The sequence below is a fragment of the Rhodococcus sp. NPDC057529 genome (assembly GCF_042802055.1).
Classification (GTDB): Bacteria; Actinomycetota; Actinomycetes; order Mycobacteriales; family Mycobacteriaceae; genus Rhodococcus_F.
The window spans coordinates 1-19865 of sequence record NZ_JBHVEY010000045.1; the positions used below are offsets into that span (position 1 = coordinate 1).

Sequence of the window (19865 nt, forward strand, 5' to 3'; positions counted from 1 at the left end):
CATGATTCTGATCGACAAAGCGGGACGTCGGGTGTTCACGGTGCCCCCGCAGTGGATCATGCTGGGAATCTTTCTCGTCCTCGGCCTCTGGTCCGGCATCCCCACAGCGTTGGTTCTGGCACTGTTCTTCGCCTTCTCGTTCCTGAACACGATCAACGGTGTGCTGATCGCTGTGTACCCCGGCGAGCTGTTCCCGACCGAGGTCCGTGGCGTGGGGACTGGTTTCGCGGCGGCAGTCAGCCGGTTCGGCGCGGCGGCGGGCACGTTCTTGTTGCCGGTCGGGATCGACAAGCTCGGGATCAGCTCGGTGCTCCTCATCATGGCGGTTGTCGTCGGCGTCGGCGCGATCATCTCGCAGCTGTGGGCACCGGAAACCAAAGGCAAGAACCTGTCCGAGACCTCGGCCGGGTGGTCAGGCCACTAACCGATATTTCGTGAGATCGACACGGGTACTTCGCCCCCAGCCGGTGGGGACGGGCGCAGAAAGCCGCTGCTAAACCTGTGGGCTCAGCCCGCCCACCCGTCTTCGAGTGACTTGGTTCCATACTCCCGACGCAACGCGATCTCTGGTCCAGCCAAAGAGCCTCCGGACGCGCCCGGCACGCGACTGGAAGCACCGTCGACATCACCGGCAAGGCCGACTACGTCCGATAGCCGGCCTTGCTGGTGACACGTGGAAGGTATCGTTGGCAGCAATGACCTCCTTGTAGGACTGCACCAATGGTCTCGGAGGAAGGTGATCGGTCGGTCGCCTCACCCTGCCCACGAGGGCATTGCGCCGATCGTGACGACCAGCGCACCCCACCTCATCATCATGGCCGGCTAGTACTGCAACGGCACTTGCTTGACAGGTAGACGATACTGGTTGTGTGGTCCTCGATTTGGTTGCTGCCGAGTTGGAAGCGTTGCATGAGCGGATCTCCGGTCGGTTCGCCCGGTCGGAGCCGCGGTCCCGGGTCCGTGAATATGTGACGGGGTTGGTTGCGGGTCTGGAACGCAAGAACGGGTGGACCCTCGCCGAGCGGGCCGGCGAGGTGAGCCCGGATGGGATGCAACGGTTGCTGCGGCGGGCGGACTGGGACGTCGACGGGGTCCGCGACGATGTGCGTGACTACGTGGTCGAACGCCTCGGCGATCCGGCCGGTGTGCTGATCGTCGATGACACCGGATTCCTCAAGAAGGGCACCCGCTCGGCCGGGGTGCAGCGCCAGTACTCGGGCACCGCGGGGCGGGTGGAAAATTGTCAGATCGGGGTGTTCCTCGCCTACGCCAGCGGCGCCGGGCACGCGCTCATCGACCGGGAACTGTACCTGCCCGAATCGTGGACCTCCGACCGGGACCGGTGCCGCGCCGCCGGGATCGGTGACGAGGTGGAGTTCGCGACCAAACCGAGACTGGCGCAACACATGATCGCACGCGCCCTCGACGCCCGGGTCCCGTTCTCCTGGGTCACCGCCGACGAGGCCTACGGGCAGGTGAAGTACCTGCGGGTCTGGCTCGAGGAACGCGATGTTTCGTATGTGTTGGCTACCCGGTGCAACGACGATGTGTTCACCCCGCACGGCCGCGCCGGCCGCGCCGACGAGATGATCGCCGCGGTCCCGGCGAAGCAGTGGCGCCGGATCTCCGTCGGCGACGGCGCACACGGGCCGCGGGAGTATTCCTGGGTGCGGATCCCGATCCGGATCGCCTGGGCACCTGGGCGAGGGCACTGGCTGCTCGGCCGCCGATCCCTCTCCGATCCGACCGAGATCGCGTACTACATCTGCGCCGGACCCCGCCGCACCACGCTCACCGAACTCGCCACCATCGCCGGCTCCCGGTGGCGGGTCGAGGAATGCTTCCACCAGGCCAAGAACGAGGCCGGCCTCGACCAGTACCAGGTACGCACCTACCGGGCCTGGTACGCCCACATCACCTTGTCGATGCTCGCCCTCGCCTGGCTCGCCGGAACGAAAACCGAAGCGGTAAAGGGGGAATCGGGATCGAAGATCAGGGCATGATCGGCTACACGCTACCCGAGATCCGCCGCCTGCTCGTGCAACTGATCCTGCGACACGCCCACCCGGACGAGCACATCTGGTCCTGGTCGAACTGGCGACGGCGCCGACAACACCAGGCCCGCACCTCCCACTACCGACGTCGCGGACACCTCCCATAAGTGCCGTTGCAGTACTAGTACGCCGGAAACCCTCGACGAACGGAGCACAACAATGGGCGCCCTATCCGCACATGCCCGCAGCCTGATCGACGCGCCGGTGCTCGCCACCGTGGCGACCCTCAATCCAGACGGATCACCTCAGCTGACCGTCGTCTGGGCGCACACCGACGGCGACGCCGCGGTGTTCTCCACCATCTACGGTCGCCGCAAAACCAACAACCTCGAGCGCGACCCGCGAGTGAGCATCTCTTGGATCAACCCGGCCGATCCGATGGACACCGTCGAAATTCGCGGAAAGGCCGAACTCATCGATGACCCGACGGGCGCTCTCATCGAGCAGCTCAGCCACAAGTACGACGGCGCCGCCTGGGTGGAGCCCGACCCGCAGAACAAACGAGTCATCGTCCGCGTGGTGCCAACGCACGTCCGTGCCGATCACTGAGCCGCGATCAAGCGATCGCGTACCTGTCCACGTTTGGTTTCGAGTCCGGCTGCTGAGCCTATTCCCCTACAAACCTGATGGAGTCGGCGGTATGAGCCTGACGCCGGGGGTCGGCTCCGGGGCGGTGTACCAGAGCTCGAGGAGTTCCTGGGGTTCTGAACGCTGTCCCGGACCGCAGTTGCTCGCCCTTCGTACGTAAGCGCGACGGTGCGGATCAATCCCGCGTTCGCCGAGGTGAGACGCAGCGACGACAGGTCGCAACCGAGACCGACCTCGACGCCCTGGCGCGGACGGGTCGTCGATCTTGTCGACCCCGGCGAAACGGTCGGGCAGATCTCGGTGCTGTCCGGTTTGCCGCCGCCGCTCGCGATCCGCGCCTCGGAAGACACACTCTGCTACCGCTTCCTGGTCCCGCGGCCGGTGCTGCGGCACCCACCGCGGGACCAGTTCGGGCACTGCAGCGCCCTCGTCACCGGGAAACGACTGGCCCGCTCCGGATTGGTCGATCAGGCGAGGCCGGCGAGGCCCCGTCCGTGATCACCGACCCCGGCCAGTTGTACGCGTTGATGGATCGGGGTGGTGTGATCGGGATCGTCACCGATAGCGACTTCCGGCCGTGCCCTCACCACGGCATCGTTCGATCCGCACGCCCGGTCATCACATGGTGTCATTTCGGCCGAGTCCATCGGCGCCACCCTGGCCGAGACGGTTTGAGCCGCACTCGTGGTTCCCGCGAACAACTGCCGGCCGTGCAGCAACCAAGGGCATTGGGCCAGCACCACCCGCCCTGGCACCACCGCCCCGAGCCTCCCTCGGGTGGCTTCATGCGACCAAGCCAAGGTGGCGACCGGAAATAGGTTGGCCGTGTTCGTGGTTCACAGGTGCGAGAGCATGGGGAGCAGGGCGATAGCGGAGACGGTGATGCCCGCGGCGCCGGCAACGACGCCGAGTAGGGCACGCAAGGATGCCGCCTCGTCCTCGGCTGCCGAGTTTCGTGAGGCGGCGACGGCACCGCAGATCACCGCTGCTATTCCCAGGATGAAGCCGAGTCCGACCACCCAGAACGACGCCACGGACAGCGTTCCGAGGACGATCGATGCGGCGGGCAACCGCAAACCGTGCTGCTTTCGTGTGTCGTTGCTGTCATCGGAGGAGCACGTGCGGTCGTCGGCGCAGGAGCTGTGGGGGACGGCGGCGGTCATGATCTCCTCCTTCTTGCAGTTAACGAGACGAGTTGGCGGGTGCAATCGGCATTACGAGTCCGGGGCGTCTTCGGGCATTGTTCCGTCCACGAACGTGAGCGGCGTGGTTTAGGTCATGTCAGTGGTCGATGGACCGGCATTACAGGTCTGCCGAAGCCGACACCATGTGTCGATTCAGGTCCCAGCTGAGCAGAGAGACCATTCACATCGGGCCCGGGGGGCGACAATCGCATTGTCAATCGACGTCGGCCCGACATACTCATGGTCGCACTCTCCGCCGCCATCACTGGACGATTCTGACGACACCACGGCGGTCAGCGACGACGACTGCCGGAGTCTGCGGTGAACGCACAGCGAGAGCGTGTGCAAGGCAACTACGGACCACGCAAAATTCGCCGCCGCACTTGGCCACGCACCGTACAAAGCGGAGGCCGTCCCAGCGAATGTCCCGCCCACCGCGTTCAATGATGCATAGCGAACAGAACTCACGGTCATGCGCCCGCGCGAGACCATAACGTAGGTGACGAAGGTGCCTATCGTCCCTGCCCAACCGAGTGCCGCCGCGATCATCGACCAATTTTCCTTTCTTGAGAATGTAAGGGAAGTATGCCGTTTGGGATGGTTAAGCACAATTGAATTTGTCTACATAGGGAGTTTAGAATCAGTGAATGCATCTGGATCCGAGCAGGTTACGATTTCTGCTGGCCGTCGCTCGTGCCGGGGGCGTACTCGCCGCGGCAGACGAGCTGAAGGTGACGCCCTCCGCGGTGTCGCAGCAACTCACCCGTCTCGCCCGTGAAACCGGGTACACACTAGTGACCCGGACACCCCTGGGTTCCACGCTGACGCCGGAAGGTCAAGCTCTTGCCGAGGCTGCGCAGGAGATCGAAAAGACCCTCACCGCAGTGCGTTCGAGACTGGAGCACGCAGAGGCAGAGCTGAAGGGGCCGATGCGAATCGGAGGTTTCCAGAGCTTTCTATCCACGGTCGTCGCCCCGGTTCTTCCCGAGTGGCGTCTCAAGCTTCCCGGCGTTCAGTTTCACATCGCGGAGGGATACCCGGAATCCTTGCTACGTTCGTTGAGGTCGGGAGACCTGGATGCGGCTGTGTTCGAGCTCGATGCGGGCGAAGTCGGCGCCGTGTTACCTGCAGGGATGATCGAAACCCCGTTGTTGGACGAGCCGTGGAAACTAGTGATCCCGGCGGGAGCGCTGATCTCAGACGTAACCGACTTGGCGCGACTCGACATGCCCTGGCTTGGTGAGCAGGCAAGTTCCGCGAGCGCTCACGCTGCAACCCGGCTTCGCGATATGTTGGGCACCGACCAAAGCACAGTCCATTACTTCCATGGAACGCAGACAGCACTCGCACTGGTTGCTGCCGGCGAAGGAATGGCCCTTATCCCCGAACTGGCGCTGCGCGGTGTAGAACGTTCGGGGGTAGAGATACTCGACGTACCGGGACTGGGTACCCGCAGAGTTGTCCTACGCAGTCACCCACGCAGCAAACGCGCGAAGAACCTGGTCCAGGCGATCAGCACGTTGATCCGCGAGGCAGCGTCTCAACTCGTCATCAACGTCGACGATCAGTGACTGACACCTACTTCTGCCGGACCACGTTGGAGTGGCCCAGTCAGATTCGCCACTTCGCGTCGGAGGATGCGCAGCGTCAGCACCAGGACCTGTCGCAGCAGGCCACGTCTGTCATCGGCAAAGGATTTATCTTGACTCCGTCTGTTGCGCCGAGCGATACGCGACCGTCACGCAGACAGGCAGGTGGGGCGCAGCCCTCGTTCCGGCGTTCACAGCATCAGTGCCGGCTGGCCGCCGACATGGCTCGCCTCGAATCCTGTCGGCAATCGGCCGGCACCGCTTATGCGGATCGAGTTCACGAACCGATGTCGGAAGTTTCCCAGTGCAAGCGTCGGTTGCCGTTTCGTCTGGTTGACGATGCTCACCGCTGAACAACGACGAATAATTGGCCGTACCACCTCCAGGGGGCGGAGGAGATCCGTCAGCCGCCGAGCTCTCGTCAACGCACTTTCGGCTCGGGCGGGGCAAGCGCAAAGTCGCTGTTGCCGATCGTCGGCAGGCGCAGCAGGCCCCGGGGGATGGGGCAGCGACCTGGATCTGCGGAAGGCCAGGTGGACCTCGGAACCCTCGTCGATGGAGTACCCCTGCAGGTCTATAGATCGTCGGGGTCGGGTCGGTGGATCGATCGTGGCGTGAGTTTCAGTGTCCGGGTGTGGTGTGCGATCTCGCTGAGCGTGGTGGTCCACACGTCCTCACAGGTCTTCACGTAGTGGACGAGTTCTTCGAGGACCTTCGCGCGTGAGGGTCGACCGGAGAGGAAGGGGTGGTTGGTGAGGACGAAGCATCCTCCGGCGGCGCGGAGTCCTTCGAACTCGAGTCCCCAGATCTCGGCGGCCTTACGGGGACTTTCGATCAGCCCGGAGCCGGAGAAGTCCGGGATGTAGCAGTATTGTTCCCAGTCGTCGAGGGCCCATTGGATTGGGATCTCGATGAGGCTTCGATTGTCGGGGATCGCGAGTTCGTAGGGGTGGTCGGCGTCCATGAGGCTGCTGTCGTAGAGGAAGCCGCGATCGGCGAGCAGGCCGGGGGAGTGCCAATTCAGTTCCCACATGGGTGCCCGGTAGCCGACCGGACGTTGGCCGGTGACGGCTTCGAGGGCGTCGAGGCCGCGGTCGAGGATGGCGGCCTCCTGCTGTTCGGTGAGCCCTGTCATGGGTTCGTGCAGGTATCCGTGGTGGGCGATCTCGTGGCCGCCGTCGACGATCGCCCGAACGACGTCCGGGTATCGGCGTGCGGTGTATCCGGGGACGAAGAAGGTCGACCGGACTTCGTGCCGGGCGAGCAGGTCGAGGATCCGCGGTACCCCGACCAGCGGACCGTATGCCTGATGGGACATGACCGACATCCGGTTGCCGTGTTCGACGGACACGCCGAGCAGGGCCGATTCGGCATCGACGTCGAAGGTGAAGCAGGCGGCCGCCTTCTTTCCGTTCGGCCACATGATGGGTGCCGCTGGTGTCGTCATCACGGCGACCTGGGGTGGTCGGCCAGGTAACTCATCAGGCCTTCTTCGCCAGCAGGGAGACGAATTCGTATGCAAGGTTTGCCGCGGCGACACCAGTGATCTCGGCGTGGTCGTATGCGGGCGAGACCTCGACGATGTCGACGCCGACCAGGTTGAGTCCGTCGAACCCGCGGAGGATGTCGAGGAGTTCGCGGCTCGTCATCCCGCCGGCCTCGGGAGTGCCGGTAGCGGGAGCGTGGGCGGGGTCGAGGACGTCGATGTCGATGGACACGTATAGCGGTGTCTCACCGATGGTCTGGCGGAGCTGGTCGATGATGTCGTCGATGGGCCTACGGGTGAACTCGCGGCAGTGCACGATCTGGAAGCCGAGTTCGGCGTCGGATGCCAGGTCGTTCGGTGAGTACAGGGAGCCACGGATGCCGACATGGGCGCTGTGGCCGTAGACGAACAATCCGTCCTCGGCGGCGCGACGGAACGGGGTGCCGTGGGTCAAGGGCGTGTCGAAGTAGGTGTCCCAGGTGTCGAGGTGCGCGTCGAAGTGGACGAGGGCGACCGGCCCGTGCACCCGGTTGATCGCCTTGAGCAGCGGGTACGCGATCGTGTGATCGCCGCCGAGGGTGACCAGTGTGGCGCCGTCCTGGATGAGTTCGTAAGCGCCCCGCTCGATCTGGGTGCACGCGGCATCGATGTCGAAGGGATTGAAGGCGATGTCACCGGCGTCGACGACCTGCTGGTGCGCGAACGGTTCGACACCGAGGGCGGGGTTGTAGGGACGCAGCAGCCGGGAGGACTGGCGAATGTGCGCCGGGCCGAAACGGGCACCGGGTCGGTAGGTGACGCCGGTGTCGAACGGGACACCGACGACTGCGACGTCGTGGCGGGGGACGTCTTCGATCCGAGGCAGGCGTGCGAAGGTCGAATGGCCCGCGTAGCGGGGGACACTGAGTCCGTCGACCTGCCCGACCGGCGCAGTGGTCTGAGTGTGGGCGGAGTTGTTGGTCACGCTCGGCATCGGGTGGTTCCTCCAGTGATCTCAAGTGTGTGGCCGGCGGGGTCGCCGATGTCGTTGTGCGTCAAGAGGGCAAGAGATGTGGCGAGTTCGTCCGGCCGCCGGGTCGCCCGACGCGTGTGTCTTGGGCGTGCCGGTCGAATTCCATGGTGGTCTCCTCGCCAAATCCTGGTGGAGTCTCACTATCGTCTACGAGGATCCGAGTGTGAATACTCCGGACGTATAGATTTGCCGATTGCGCCTATACGATGATCCAACTCGGTGGGAATGCTCGACCAGGTCACGCATCGGCGAGCCGCGAGAACATCACGTGCGCGCCGCCCGAGGTGGAGCTGCGGCAACCCGGGGCGAAATCGGCTCCGGATCTTGCCGGCATAGCCTGTCAAGGCAGCTGAAATGTCGTCCGTCACAGGTTCTCGGAGTGGCCCCCGCAGAGGCAGAAGGTCGTGAATGTCGTTCTTGCTCTGGCTATGTCGGGCTCATTGTCCCAATCGAGTGGGCTTCGAGTGTAACCCACCGTGCGGTTTAACTTCCGTTCGTCCGCGGGCATTGCGGGTACGCGTTCGCGAGATGGGAGATATCATCTTGGGCGCAGCGAGATTCAGGAATTACCTGCCACAAGCAATCGATGAATCGCGGTTTGGGCATTCCGAAATGGACAAGGATCTCGTCGGCGCTTGCTCCCCCGTAAGGGGCCCACATAGCGGCGAATGTGATGAGGCGGTCAGCCTCGCTGTCATGATGTTTGCGTGTGCGCTCGAGGTTGACCCATGCGGCACGTCGCCGTTGGCGCCATCTGCGATACTCGTGAGAATTCATGGGATGTGAGCCATCTACTCGGGGTCGAGGTCCGGGGGTGGTTGTGGAACCGCGCCGTGAGTGTGTCGACCGGTGGGTGATCTGTCGGGGTTCATCGGGTGCTGGCGGGGAGTGCACAATGTCGGGGGCCGCCGCAGTCGGGGGCCGCAATCCTGCAGGTCTTGGACTGCGCCCGGCAGGGGTGAGGCTTCATTCATGGATGGGCTGACTTCTTCCACTGTGGGTCTCGAGACCGTCGGGGTGAATACGACGAACGTCTACACTGAGCACTGTGGTTATACGATCGTCTAAATCCGGTTGCGAGTGATGGCAGTGTCGACGATCGGAGATCTGCTTGCGATGTCCCATCTCCGGCTCGAGTTGTGGGCGGGAGGTGATGGTGCCGATCGCCAGGTGAAGTGGGCGCAGACCTCTGATCTGGATCGCCCGTGGGAGTGGATGACCGGTGGGGAACTTCTCATGAAGAACGGCCGCACCATGTCTCCGGCGGTGCGAGATCAGGTGACCCTGATCGAGAGTCTCGTCGAGTACGGCATCAGTGGACTGGTGCTCGGTATCGACCCTGACACGCCGACGATTCAAGACGCCGCCCTGTCGCGGGCGAATGAGCTCAAGTTCCCGGTCCTGGCTGCGCCCTATTCGGTGGGTTTCGGTGCGATCGGTCGTGCCGTTGCCGATCAGAACGCCAGCGATGAGAGTCGGCGCCTGGTGACGACCGGGCGCGTCTATGCGATGGTTCGCCGCGCGGTATCGCAACCATCGACCGCCGACGTCCTCAAACCACTCGCCCGTGACCTGGCCTGCAAGGTTTCGATCTTGGACGCGGGGACCGGGCTTCCCGCACTCGATGCCGCTGAACCGGTCCCGAATGACCTTCGCGAAGCCGTGGTGGAGGAGGTAGGCAAGCGAGGCGGCGCCCTCCCCGGCGTGGTCCACCTCGACCTCGAAGGGATTCGAGCGCAGGTGGTGGAAGTCCCTGATGAAGAACCTACCGTGTTGGTGACGTATGCGTTCCGGGCGGCTCCACCGGATATCGTCCTCCTCCAGCACTGTGCGACCGCCGCCGCGGTTCTGCTGGCACAGCAGGGGATTCGTCGCGAACTTGAGCGGCGGACTGGGGCGGAACTGCTGGCCGGAATTCTCGATGGGCGACTGAACAGCACCGATGCCGATCGTCTGCTCATCGATCGCGGTCTCGACCCCGCTGACTGCGTCTTGGCTGCGACGAGCGGTGGCCGAGAGGCCGATGAGCAGTCACTGCACCTGAGCATGCATCGCCGTTCGGTTCCGAACTTGCTTCTGCGACGGTCGGGATTGCTGTATGCGCTGTTGCCGTCGTCTCCGGAGGCGATCGAGCTACTCCACCGGAGATTGGGGCCGCAGACGATGGTCGGGATCAGCGATCCTCTCCAGTCGCCCGACCGAGCGGCGGACGCGGTCAGGGAGGCCAATTGGGCTGTGCGGGACGCGGCCTACGCGCCGGAACGCCTCAGTCGGTACGCGGACGCGACTCTGCTGTCGATTCTGCGGGACACGCAGGAAGCGCGGATAGTCGTCGATCGCACATTGGGTGAGCTCTTGGCCTATGACGCCAAACACAACACCGAATTGGTCAAGACTCTGGACATCTACCTCAGCTGCAATAGGTCGTGGCAAAAGGCTGCAGAACAGATTGGTGTCCATCGGCAGACAGTCATTTACAGAATCCGCAGGGTCGAGGAAATCACGAGCCGTGATCTGGCTATGTCTGCCCACATCGCCGATTTGTGGATCGCCTTGCGGGCACGCGAACTCGTCGCGGCTCCCAGTTAGGACCGACGACGACTGTTTCGACTGCCGGGAGCGGGGCCGCAGGTTGAGCTGACCATGTGGTGCCCGTAGCGGTATCAGGCATGCAACGACGCGTGGTCTGACCGGACCCACCCAAGGCTCGGTCTCACCCGCGCCCGCGTTTCGCCACTCGGCGACCTGGCTGTGTTCGGAATCGCCATACCTGGGGAGGGGCACCCGCGCAGGATTCCGTCGCGGCTCGGCGTGCGCCGACATCGGATGCGGGATGGCCCACTCGACTTCGGAGAGTTGATTGTCGGTTCGGTCGAAACAAACCGTCCGGGATGGATTGGTCTCTGGCAGGCTTCGGGATCGGCGTCTTGCCTTGGCGCGATCCGCGGAGACGCTTCCGGCTGACGAGACGTCTTCGGTCCATCCGGGTGGCGCGGCCGTGGACACACTCGATTCTTCGCGTCCAACCGCAGATCATCTGACCCGTCATCCCGTGGTCGGTTACCTTGTCGGCCCTTGGGGGTCGGCGGCTTGGCGGGAAGGACCACACTGAACGTCGTTACGGAAGCGGCGTGGCCGCGTATGACCGATCTTATGAAGCGGTACCGCAGATCTAGACGCACGTCGTATTCCGCGGGATGGTGATCGGGGCCATAGTTGCTCTTATGACACGATCTTCCTGCAGCCGCCGGACCAGGTCGTGCGCAGTTTGTTCGATTGCAACGGCGACCACCGACCGGAGTTGCATACCCACCCCGGGTGATCAAGTGCGCCGCCTCGACGTGGCCGGGATGTCGGGGCGGCGGCATTCGCAGCTGTCCGATCATTCCCTACTCGAGTGTTCGGGCTGTGGCCGACATGTCGCCGCGTCAGACCAGGACCACGCGTTGATCACCGTTGGTCGCAACCGACGGGCCTTTTCCCGTTTGAACGGAGTATGAAGAAGATGACATCTGACATGTCGTCTACCTCGGATACGCATACCGCGGCTATCTCCGAGGTGGAAGTCCGATCGATCGGGTACATACCTAGATCCGAGCGGTTCGGCCGGCCCCGAAACCAGTTCACACTGTGGTTCGGGTCCAACCTGAACATCACCGCGCTGATCACCGGCGCCGCCGCGATGCTCATGACCAACGAGGTGCTGTGGACAATCGTCGGCCTCCTTGTCGGGTTGCTGTTCGGCGGAACGGTGATGGCCCTGCACTCGGTGCAGGGACCACGACTGGGGCTGCCGCAGATGATCTCCAGCCGGGCGCAGTTCGGTGTGTACGGCGCGACGATTCCGCTCGTGCTGGCGTTGGTGATGTATGTCGGATACGCGTCGGTGGGCGGCGTGCTGGCCGGCCAGGCGGTCGCTGATTTGACTCATACCTCGCACCGCACCGGGATCATCATCTTCGGTTTGCTGACCGCGCTGGTCACCATCGTCGGGTACCGCCTGATCCATGTGATGGGCCGGGCCAACACCGTCATCGGATCGATCGCGTTTGTCTTCCTCACCTACCGGATGCTGGTTGACGTCGACATCAGCGACCTGCTGGCCGGCTCGCAGTTCTCGGTCGCCAACTTCCTGCTCGCGGTCGCCCTGGCAGCCTCGTTCCAGGTCACCTACGGCCCGTACGTGGCGGACTACTCGCGTTATCTGCCGTACGAGACCTCGTCGGTGAAGACCTTCACCTTCACCCTCAGTGGCACCGTCCTGGGCACCATGTGGGCGATGTCGTTCGGAGTACTGGCCGCCGCTGCGGCAGGACCGGCGTTCCGGGACAACGAAGTCGGCAGCGTCGTCGCGATCGGCGGCGCCGGCCTCGTGGCCGCCTTGCTCTACTTCGTCATCGCCTTCGGCAAGCTCACCGTGAACGTGCTCAACTGTTACGGCGGGTTCATGTGCCTGGTGACCGCGGTGAGCGGATTCCGCGGTTACCGCGAGATCTCCCCGCGCACCCGCATGGCCACCATCTTGGCCATCATGGCATCCGCTACCCTGATCGGGCTGTACGCCAGCGAGAACTTCCTCTCCTCGTTCTCGTCGCTGCTGCTGTTCCTGCTCGCGTTCTTCACCCCGTGGAGTGCGATCAATCTGATCGACTTCTACTGCATCTCGAAGGAACGTTACGACGTGCCGGCACTGTCCGATCCGAATGGTCGGTACGGCAAGTGGAACACCATCGCCATCGTCAGCTACTTCCTCGGCCTGCTGGTGCAGATCCCGTTCCTGTACACCACCTTGTACACCGGCCCGATGGTCGAGATCCTCGGCGGCACGGATGTGTCCTGGATCGTCGGGCTGATCGTCCCCGGCATCGTCTACTACGTGTGGTCACGCCGTTCGACCCCGCTCTACCCCGGCCGCAACATTCTCCCCGACGACGACATCTACTCCGGTGTAACACATCCCGAACACAGCACGCTGGCAACAGTCGTCCCGACAGACCGACCCTCAGGCGAAAGCTCCCACAGATGACTACATCCACACGATCCACAGTCTCGGACTACTTCGAACACTTCGCCACTACGACACCGTCCGCGCCGCTGGTCCGGCACGACGGCCGCGAGATCACCTACGGGCAAGCGTTCACCACGGTGCAACAGCTTGCGGGTGCGCTGATCGGGAGCGGCGTGCGCCGCGGCGATCGAATCGCGGTATACAGCAACCCCCACGCGGACACTCTCATCCTGTTTCTGGCCGCGGCGCAGGTGGGTGCAATCTTCGTCGGATTGAACCCCAAACAGAGCACCGATGAACTGGTCCATGTGCTCTCGATCGCCGAACCGACGGTCGTGTTCGTCGTGGGGGAGTTCGACGCCAGTCACACCGACAAGGTGCTCGCCGCCTTCGACCAGCTGGACCCGGTTCCGCGACTGATCGGCGGGCAGACGCAGGTCTTCGACCGGCCGGGAATGGACGAGTTCCTGCGCGCCAACGCCGCCGGCGAGGATGCGGTGGCGGCCGCGCGCACCTCGATCACCGACTCCGACCCCGTCGCGATGGTCTTCACCTCCGGGTCGTCCGGTCGCCCCAAGGGTGCCCTGCTGGCCAGCGGCCCGATGATGCGGTCGTACGCGGCGCAGGCCGAACACTGGTATCGCCGGGCGCCCCGGGGAGTCGCGGACCTGCCGATCAACCACCTCGGATTCATCGGCGACAACTGCATGGCAGTCCTCGCCGGCGGGGGCTCGGTCAGCGTCATCGCCCGCTGGAGTCCCGAAGCAGTCCTGGAAACCATCGAACGGGACCGCCTCAACTTCTGGTGGACCCAGACCACGATGCTCCTGCTGGCCACCCGCTCGGAGCGCTGGGCGTGCACCGATTTCAGCAGTCTCGACCTCATCGGGTTTGCCGGCGCGCCGCTCAACGACGAGATGCTCGTCGCGCTGCGAGCGACCGGTCTGCCCCTGGTCACTGGGTACGGGATGACGGAGGTGCACGGCAACGTCACCTATACCGACCCGGGCGATCCGCTGCCCGTCACCCAGGAGACAGTTGGCCGCCCGCATCCGGGCTTCGACGTGCGAGTGGTCGATGACGAGGGAACAGTTCTGCCCGCTGGTGAAGTCGGCGAAGTGGTCATCAAGAGCCCGAGTCTGTTCGGAGGCTATCGCGCCGCGGACGGATCGATCGATCCCGCCGTCGACGGCAACGGCTATTACCACACCAACGACCTCGCCTACGTCCGCGAGGACGGATGCCTGGTATTGGCCGGCCGCAAAGACGCCATGTTCAAATCCGGTGGATACAACGTCTACCCCCAAGAGGTTGAACGCGCCCTCGAATCGCACCCGCAGGTGGCGAACGCCATCGTCACTGCAGTACCCGACCCGACGTGGGGCCAGGTCGGCCACGCCTTCGTCAAGTACCGCGGAACAACACCCGAGACCTCGGAGCTGGTGACGTACCTGGGCGAGGTGCTGGCCAACTACAAGATCCCCAAACAGATCGTTGCTCTGGACGATCTGCCGATGACCCCCAGCGGCAAGATCGATCGCCGCCAGATCGCATCGCGGGCGAGCATCGCCCCGGCATCCCGAACCACGAGTTAAGCACCGAAGAAAAGGAAGTGTCTTCCATGACGACCATCGAGGAAACAACCCAGGCACCGACGGCAGAGGAGATCGGTCTGCTCCGCGATTCACTGCGAGCCTGGCTCGATCGCCATCTCAGTCGCGAACGTGTCCGTGAGCTGGACGAGGCGCGGACGGTCCCGGTGGACCTGTGGCGTGGACTCGCCGAGCTCGGCGTCACGGGACTGCGATTCGGTGAGGAGTACGGCGGCAGCTCCGCGGACGTGCGATACGACTACACCGTCATCGAGGAGTTGGGGCGCCGCTACGCATCGATGGCGGCCGGCTACATGGTCGTCTCGATGGCCGGCAAGTTCGTGAGCATGCACGGCAACGACGAACAGCGGCAGCGTCTGCTGCCCGGGCTTGCGGCCGGCGATGCATTGATCTCCTTCGGCCTCACCGAACCCGACACCGGCACCGACCTCGCCGCCATCAAGACCCGGGCCACCCTGCGCGACGGGCAGTGGCACCTGTCGGGTCAGAAGCTCTACATCACCCTGGCCGCCGACGCGAAGACCTTGATCGTCCTCGCCCGCACCGACGAACCGACGGAGGGCCGCAACAGCAACGGCCTCTCGCTGATCCTCGTCCCGCGGGATCAGCCCGGGGTCAACGTGCGCCGCCTGAAGATGGCAGGCCTGCGTGCTGCCGGCACCACCGAGATCTTCTTCGACGACGCCCTCGCGCCCGAAGACGCGATCATCGGCACCCGCGGCAAGGGGCTCGAGGCGTTGTTGGGCACGCTCAACCACGAGCGCATCCTCCAGGCCTACATGGCCGTCGGTATTGCCGAAGCGGCGTGGACCGACGCCCGCGACTATGCGTTGCAGCGCACGGCGTTCGGCCGCCCCATCGGCACCTTTCAAGCGGTTCAGCACCCCCTCGCGCAGAGCTACGTCGAGTTGGCCGGTGCCAAACACCTCAACGAGGAGGCCGCCGCGATCGAAGCCACCGGCGGCAACTGTGTGCTCGAGGCCGCCGTCGCCAAGCACGCAGCAGGAGAGGCGGCGGTCAACGCCACCGACCGCGCCCTGCGCATCCAGGCCGGCTACGGCCTGACCGAGGAGTCGGATCTGATGCGGTTCCACCGCGACGCCCGCGACATGGTCTCCGGCCCGGTGTCGAACGAGATGGCGCGCAACATCATCGCCGAGCGCTGCGGACTGCCGAGGAGCTACTAAAAACATGATCAGTGCAGACAAACTGAGGGTCTCCCTCGAGCCCGGGTACGCGTTCACGACCGCACGCCGGACCATCACCGAAACGGACATCGTCAACTACTCCGGCCTGTCCAACGATTTCGACCCGCTTCACATCGATGAGGAATTCGCCAAGAGGGGCCCCTTCGGGCGGCGGATCGCGCACGGACAGTTGATCGCCTCCATCGTGACCGGTCTCCGGTCCGAGCTCGACGCCTGGCCGGTGATCAGCTACCTCGGAACCAGTCGCCGCTTCACCGGACCGGTCGGAGCGCAGGACACGATCTCGGGCGTGTACTCGGTCGAGAATGTGCGTCCGACCTCCGCCAATCCCAAGCGGCTGGTGGTCACGCTCGGGCTCGTGATCCGGGATCAGAACAACGTGCAGGTGATGGAGGGACAAGATGTCGTCCTCGTCGATACAGAGGGAGAAGGCAATGACTGAGATCTCCTTGGACGAGATCGCCGTCGGGCACAGGTTCACCTCCAGCCGAAGGACGATCACCGACGCCGACATCACGTCGTTCTCGTCGATCACCGGTGACTACTCGGTGCTGCACTCGGACCTGGTGTACATCAAGAACCAGACACCGTTCCGTGACCGGATCGCCCAGGGCTGGCTCCTGGTCACCGTGCAAAGCGGCTTGAACAGCGACCTCAAGCAGTGGCGCATGCTGGCCTACCTGGGCATGGAACGCCGCTTCATCGAGCCGGTCTACCCCGGTGACACGATCCACGCCGAGTACGTCGTCGACGAAGTCCGGCCCAGCCAATCCAAGCCCGATCGTGGAGTGGTGACCTTGTCCTGCTCCATCGTCAACCAGGACGGACAGACGGTCAGCACCGGCACCGAGACCTTCCTCGTCGCGCGAGACGACCAATGACAGCAACGATCGTCGGAATCGGGCAAACCGAGTACAGCAAGAACTCCGGCCGCACCGAACTGTCCCTGGCCGCCGAAGCGATCCTCGGCGCCCTCGGCGACGCCGGCCTGAGGCCGGGTGACGTCGACGCGGTCATCAGATACGACTGGGACAACATCGACGAACTGACCCTCGGCACCCACCTCGGCTTCGGCAATCTCCGCTGGATGAGTCAAGTAGGCGACGGCGGCCCGGCGGGAAATGCGGTGATCGCTCAGGCCAAAGCGGTGATCGAAGCGGGACTCGCCGAGACCGTGCTGTGCTATCGGGCGCTGAATGGACGCTCCGGTGAACGGATCGGCCAAGGCGACGAAGGCGGACCCGCACGCGGCGCAGAAGCGTTCCAGATCCCGTGGGGAATGGTCGCACCCGTCACCCAGTTCGGGCAGTTCGCGCGCCGGCACATGGTCCGGTACGGCACCACCAGTGAGCAGTTCGGCGCAGTGGCGGTCGCCATGCGCCGCCATGCCATGCAGAACCCGGCGGCGGTCATGCGCAAACCGATCACGCTCGAGGACCACCAGAACTCGAGGATGATCGCGGACCCACTCCGACTGCTGGACTGCTGCATCGAGACCGACGGCGCGTGTGCGGTGGTGATCACCACCGCTGACCGGGCGCGTGATCTGGCCCGCCGGCCGGTGGAAATCGTCGCCGGAGCCCAGGCCTCAGGCCCGGGCGGCGGCGCCGCGGCAGTCTTCCGCACCGACCTCGACGTCAGTGAGGCAGTGCACTGCGCGAACGACCTGTGGTCGCGGGCCGGCGGCATCACACCGTCCGACGTCGACGTCGCGATGGTCTACGACCACTTCACGCCGTTCGTGATCATCGCCCTCGAATCCTTTGGCCTGTGCCCCACGGGCGAAGGTGGCCGGTTCGTCGAGGACGGGAACATCGAACTCGGTGGCAGCCTGCCCGTCAACACACACGGCGGCAACCATTCCGAGGCGTACCTGCAGGGCCTCTCCCACGTGATCGAGGCGGTCCGGCAGCTGCGCGGAGATTCGACGGCCCAAGTCAACGGCGCGGAGACCGCGCTGTCGTGCAGTGCGACGGCCGGCACCTCTTCCGCGGTTCTTCTGCGAAGGAGTAGATGATGTTGCGAGGACTCCAGCAACCGATTCGCGACCACGACACCGCCGAGTTCTGGGCCGGATGCGACGAAGGACAGCTGCGCCTGCAGGCGTGTGCGGATTGCGGCCAGTATCGGTGGCCCCCGGGGCCGGTGTGCGGCGCATGCGGCTCGATGAGCAGCACCTGGCAGGAGAGCCCCGGCGCGGGTGTCGTCTTCAGTTGGGTGGTGGTGCATGTGCCTCTTGTCCCGGCGCTGGCCGATCAACTGCCCTACACCGTGGGACTGATCGAACTGGACGAAGGCATCAGGATCGTCTCGACGATCGACGGCTGCGCCCCTGACGACATTCATGCCGGAATGCCCGTCCAGATTTCGTTCGACAACCCCGGCGACCCCGTGTTCACCGCTCGACCCGTCACCGGACACATCGGTGTCACGTCGCAGCACGAAGGAGTGAAGTAATGCCCATCGACCTCGTCGAACTCACCGACGAACAGACCGCGATCCGGGAGCTCTGTCAGTCGTTCGCGCGCAGCGAAGTCCGGCCGATCGCCAGCAGGATCGACGAAGCCGACCACGAGATGGCGTGGGACCTGTGGGGCAAAGCCACGGAGGTCGGTCTCACCACCTACATGCTGCCCAAGGAGGTTGGCGGCGACGGACTGACCGACGTCTTCACCTCGGCGCTGGTGTACGAGGAGCTGTGCTGGGGCGACGTCGGGCTGGGGCAGCTGATCACCTCCAACGGCTTCCACACCCTGCCGGTCCTGAACTTGGGTTCGGATGCGCAGCGGGAACGGTGGATGCCGCGCACGGTCGGCCTCGACGCCAAGCCCACCGCGATCGCGATCACCGAACCCAGCGCCGGATCCGATTCCGCGGCGATGAAGAGTCATGCACGACCGGTCGACGGCGGATACCGGCTCAACGGGCAGAAGGCCTGGATCTCCAACGGCCAGGTGGCGGACTTCATCGTCGTCTTCGCGACCGTTGATCCATCGCTGGGCTCGAAGGGAATCACCGCCTTCGTCGTCGAGCCGGATGACGAAGGCCTGACCATCGGTGCCCCGATGAAGAAGATGGGACAGCGCGGCATGCTCTGCAACGAGCTGTTCTTCGACGACATCTTCCTGCCGTCCGACCGCCGACTGGGCGAGGAAGGTGCGGCATTCGCCGGATTGATGAGTGCCTTTGAGAAGTCTCGTACCTTGGTGGCCGCCGGCTCGGTAGGGCTCGCACGCGCCGCCTACGAATACACCCGCGACTACGCGAAGGAGCGCACCACCTTCGGTAAGCGGATCATCGATCACCAGGCGATCGGATTCCGTCTGGCAGACATGGCAACCCGCATCGAGGCAGCCCGCATGATGGTGTGGCGCGCCGCGAAGACCATCGACGCGGGCGAGTCCGGAAATGTGGAGTCGGCCATGGCCAAGGTCTTCGCATCGGAGACCGCGATGTTCTGCGCCTGGAGCGCGGTGCAGACACTCGGCGGATGGGGCTACTCACGGGAGTACCCGGCGGAAAAATGGATGCGGGACGCCAAGCTCGACGAGATCGGCGAGGGCACCAGTGAGATTCTGCGGCTCATCATCTCCCGGTCCCTGGCCAGGGGATGAACAGCCCAGCAGTGCGCTAGATCCTCGATCTAGCGCTCGACACGGACTCGGGGGAGCGGACACATGTTCGCAGAGGCTGAGTCGAGATGATCGAAATTCGAACGCGCGGTGGCTGACTCACCGACGGCGGCAGTGGAAACCGCCTGAGTCAGCTGCCGCGCGTCTTCTGCATCGAGGGCTTTGTCGAGCCTGTCCGATACGTTCGGCAATTCGATGCTGCCCGATCGGGTGGGTCGCCTGGCCGGCCCTTGGGTGCGCGGTGAATTGCCGCACGACATCGGGAATGCCACCGCGACCTGCGCCGAGCGGGCGGCTGTCGCGGTGTCTGCTGTCGACGACATGCCGTATCACCTCCACCGCCCGGGTGTCACCCAGGACTCCCGGACCTCGGTGATTGCGTGAAGGTGGAAGGTCCGGAATGCGGCTGATCTGCACCGGCCAGGTGGTAGATGTCCGGCCGACGAGGACGTGGCAGTTGGCTGTCGACTGTTGCCCGGGGCCCTCCGCAG

Annotated in this window: 19 protein-coding genes; 16 read left to right on the forward strand and 3 right to left on the reverse strand. The window is 64.5% G+C overall.

Going from position 1 to position 19865, the window contains the following annotated elements:
* The 5 genes from ACFU5V_RS41600 to ACFU5V_RS41620 all read left to right on the forward strand — a co-directional run.
* Positions 1 to 424: MFS transporter (locus tag ACFU5V_RS41600; protein ID WP_378707059.1), on the forward strand; the 424-nt coding region annotated here is incomplete at its 5' end.
* Between the two features lie 445 nt (positions 425 to 869).
* On the forward strand, positions 870 to 2003 hold the full coding sequence (locus tag ACFU5V_RS41605; RefSeq protein ID WP_378707061.1) for an IS701 family transposase: 1134 nt from the start codon (positions 870 to 872) through the stop codon (positions 2001 to 2003).
* Positions 2000 to 2161: a hypothetical protein gene (locus tag ACFU5V_RS41610; protein WP_007295704.1), complete on the forward strand. Its 162-nt coding sequence runs from the start codon at positions 2000 to 2002 to the stop codon at positions 2159 to 2161. The genes ACFU5V_RS41605 and ACFU5V_RS41610 overlap by 4 nt, the downstream gene beginning before the upstream one ends.
* A gap of 52 nt (positions 2162 to 2213) precedes the next feature.
* On the forward strand, positions 2214 to 2603 hold the full coding sequence (locus ACFU5V_RS41615) for a PPOX class F420-dependent oxidoreductase (RefSeq protein ID WP_378707063.1): 390 nt from the start codon (positions 2214 to 2216) through the stop codon (positions 2601 to 2603).
* Positions 2604 to 2810: 207 nt separating this feature from the next.
* A complete protein-coding gene (locus ACFU5V_RS41620) occupies positions 2811 to 3140 on the forward strand; it encodes a hypothetical protein (protein ID WP_378707065.1) in 330 nt (109 codons plus the stop codon).
* A 338-nt stretch (positions 3141 to 3478) separates the two neighbouring features.
* On the opposite strand, the gene ACFU5V_RS41625 is transcribed toward ACFU5V_RS41620, so the two are convergent.
* On the reverse strand, positions 3479 to 3805 hold the full coding sequence (locus ACFU5V_RS41625) for a hypothetical protein (protein WP_378707067.1): 327 nt from the start codon (positions 3803 to 3805) through the stop codon (positions 3479 to 3481).
* Positions 3806 to 4473: 668 nt separating this feature from the next.
* Here ACFU5V_RS41625 and ACFU5V_RS41630 point away from each other — a divergent pair.
* Positions 4474 to 5397 carry a LysR family transcriptional regulator gene (locus ACFU5V_RS41630; RefSeq protein WP_378707069.1) on the forward strand — a complete coding sequence of 308 codons (924 nt, stop codon included), beginning with the start codon at positions 4474 to 4476 and terminating at the stop codon, positions 5395 to 5397.
* Positions 5398 to 5989: 592 nt separating this feature from the next.
* On the opposite strand, the gene ACFU5V_RS41635 is transcribed toward ACFU5V_RS41630, so the two are convergent.
* A complete protein-coding gene (locus ACFU5V_RS41635) occupies positions 5990 to 6862 on the reverse strand; it encodes a polysaccharide deacetylase (RefSeq protein WP_378707071.1) in 873 nt (290 codons plus the stop codon).
* A 34-nt stretch (positions 6863 to 6896) separates the two neighbouring features.
* Positions 6897 to 7874 (reverse strand): agmatinase, encoded by a 978-nt coding sequence (speB, locus tag ACFU5V_RS41640; RefSeq protein ID WP_378707073.1) that lies wholly within the window; start codon positions 7872 to 7874, stop codon positions 6897 to 6899.
* 1122 nt (positions 7875 to 8996) lie between these two features.
* Here speB and ACFU5V_RS41645 point away from each other — a divergent pair.
* The 10 genes from ACFU5V_RS41645 to ACFU5V_RS41690 all read left to right on the forward strand — a co-directional run bounded on the left by ACFU5V_RS41645 (position 8997) and on the right by ACFU5V_RS41690 (position 19758).
* The gene (locus ACFU5V_RS41645) at positions 8997 to 10502 is read left to right on the forward strand and encodes a PucR family transcriptional regulator ligand-binding domain-containing protein (RefSeq protein WP_378707075.1); all 1506 of its coding nucleotides are present in this window, start codon (positions 8997 to 8999) and stop codon (positions 10500 to 10502) included.
* Positions 10503 to 11418: 916 nt separating this feature from the next.
* Positions 11419 to 12939 (forward strand): purine-cytosine permease family protein, encoded by a 1521-nt coding sequence (locus tag ACFU5V_RS41650; protein WP_378707077.1) that lies wholly within the window; start codon positions 11419 to 11421, stop codon positions 12937 to 12939.
* Complete coding sequence (locus ACFU5V_RS41655) at positions 12936 to 14516, forward strand: class I adenylate-forming enzyme family protein (RefSeq protein WP_378707079.1); 1581 nt, start codon at positions 12936 to 12938, stop codon at positions 14514 to 14516. The genes ACFU5V_RS41650 and ACFU5V_RS41655 overlap by 4 nt, the downstream gene beginning before the upstream one ends.
* A gap of 26 nt (positions 14517 to 14542) precedes the next feature.
* Positions 14543 to 15721: an acyl-CoA dehydrogenase family protein gene (locus tag ACFU5V_RS41660; RefSeq protein ID WP_378707082.1), complete on the forward strand. Its 1179-nt coding sequence runs from the start codon at positions 14543 to 14545 to the stop codon at positions 15719 to 15721.
* Positions 15722 to 15725: 4 nt separating this feature from the next.
* Positions 15726 to 16184 (forward strand): MaoC family dehydratase, encoded by a 459-nt coding sequence (locus ACFU5V_RS41665; protein ID WP_378707084.1) that lies wholly within the window; start codon positions 15726 to 15728, stop codon positions 16182 to 16184.
* Positions 16177 to 16623: a MaoC family dehydratase gene (locus ACFU5V_RS41670; protein ID WP_378707086.1), complete on the forward strand. Its 447-nt coding sequence runs from the start codon at positions 16177 to 16179 to the stop codon at positions 16621 to 16623. Before ACFU5V_RS41665 ends, ACFU5V_RS41670 begins: the two co-directional genes overlap by 8 nt.
* Positions 16620 to 17759, forward strand: a complete 1140-nt coding sequence (locus ACFU5V_RS41675) for a lipid-transfer protein (RefSeq protein WP_378707088.1) — start codon at positions 16620 to 16622, stop codon at positions 17757 to 17759. The genes ACFU5V_RS41670 and ACFU5V_RS41675 overlap by 4 nt, the downstream gene beginning before the upstream one ends.
* The gene (locus ACFU5V_RS41680; protein WP_378707090.1) at positions 17759 to 18199 is read left to right on the forward strand and encodes a Zn-ribbon domain-containing OB-fold protein; all 441 of its coding nucleotides are present in this window, start codon (positions 17759 to 17761) and stop codon (positions 18197 to 18199) included. The genes ACFU5V_RS41675 and ACFU5V_RS41680 overlap by 1 nt, the downstream gene beginning before the upstream one ends.
* Positions 18199 to 19356 (forward strand): acyl-CoA dehydrogenase family protein, encoded by a 1158-nt coding sequence (locus tag ACFU5V_RS41685; RefSeq protein WP_378707092.1) that lies wholly within the window; start codon positions 18199 to 18201, stop codon positions 19354 to 19356. The genes ACFU5V_RS41680 and ACFU5V_RS41685 overlap by 1 nt, the downstream gene beginning before the upstream one ends.
* Before the next feature lie 180 nt (positions 19357 to 19536).
* On the forward strand, positions 19537 to 19758 hold the full coding sequence (locus tag ACFU5V_RS41690; RefSeq protein ID WP_378707094.1) for a hypothetical protein: 222 nt from the start codon (positions 19537 to 19539) through the stop codon (positions 19756 to 19758).
* Positions 19759 to 19865: the final 107 nt, after the last annotated feature.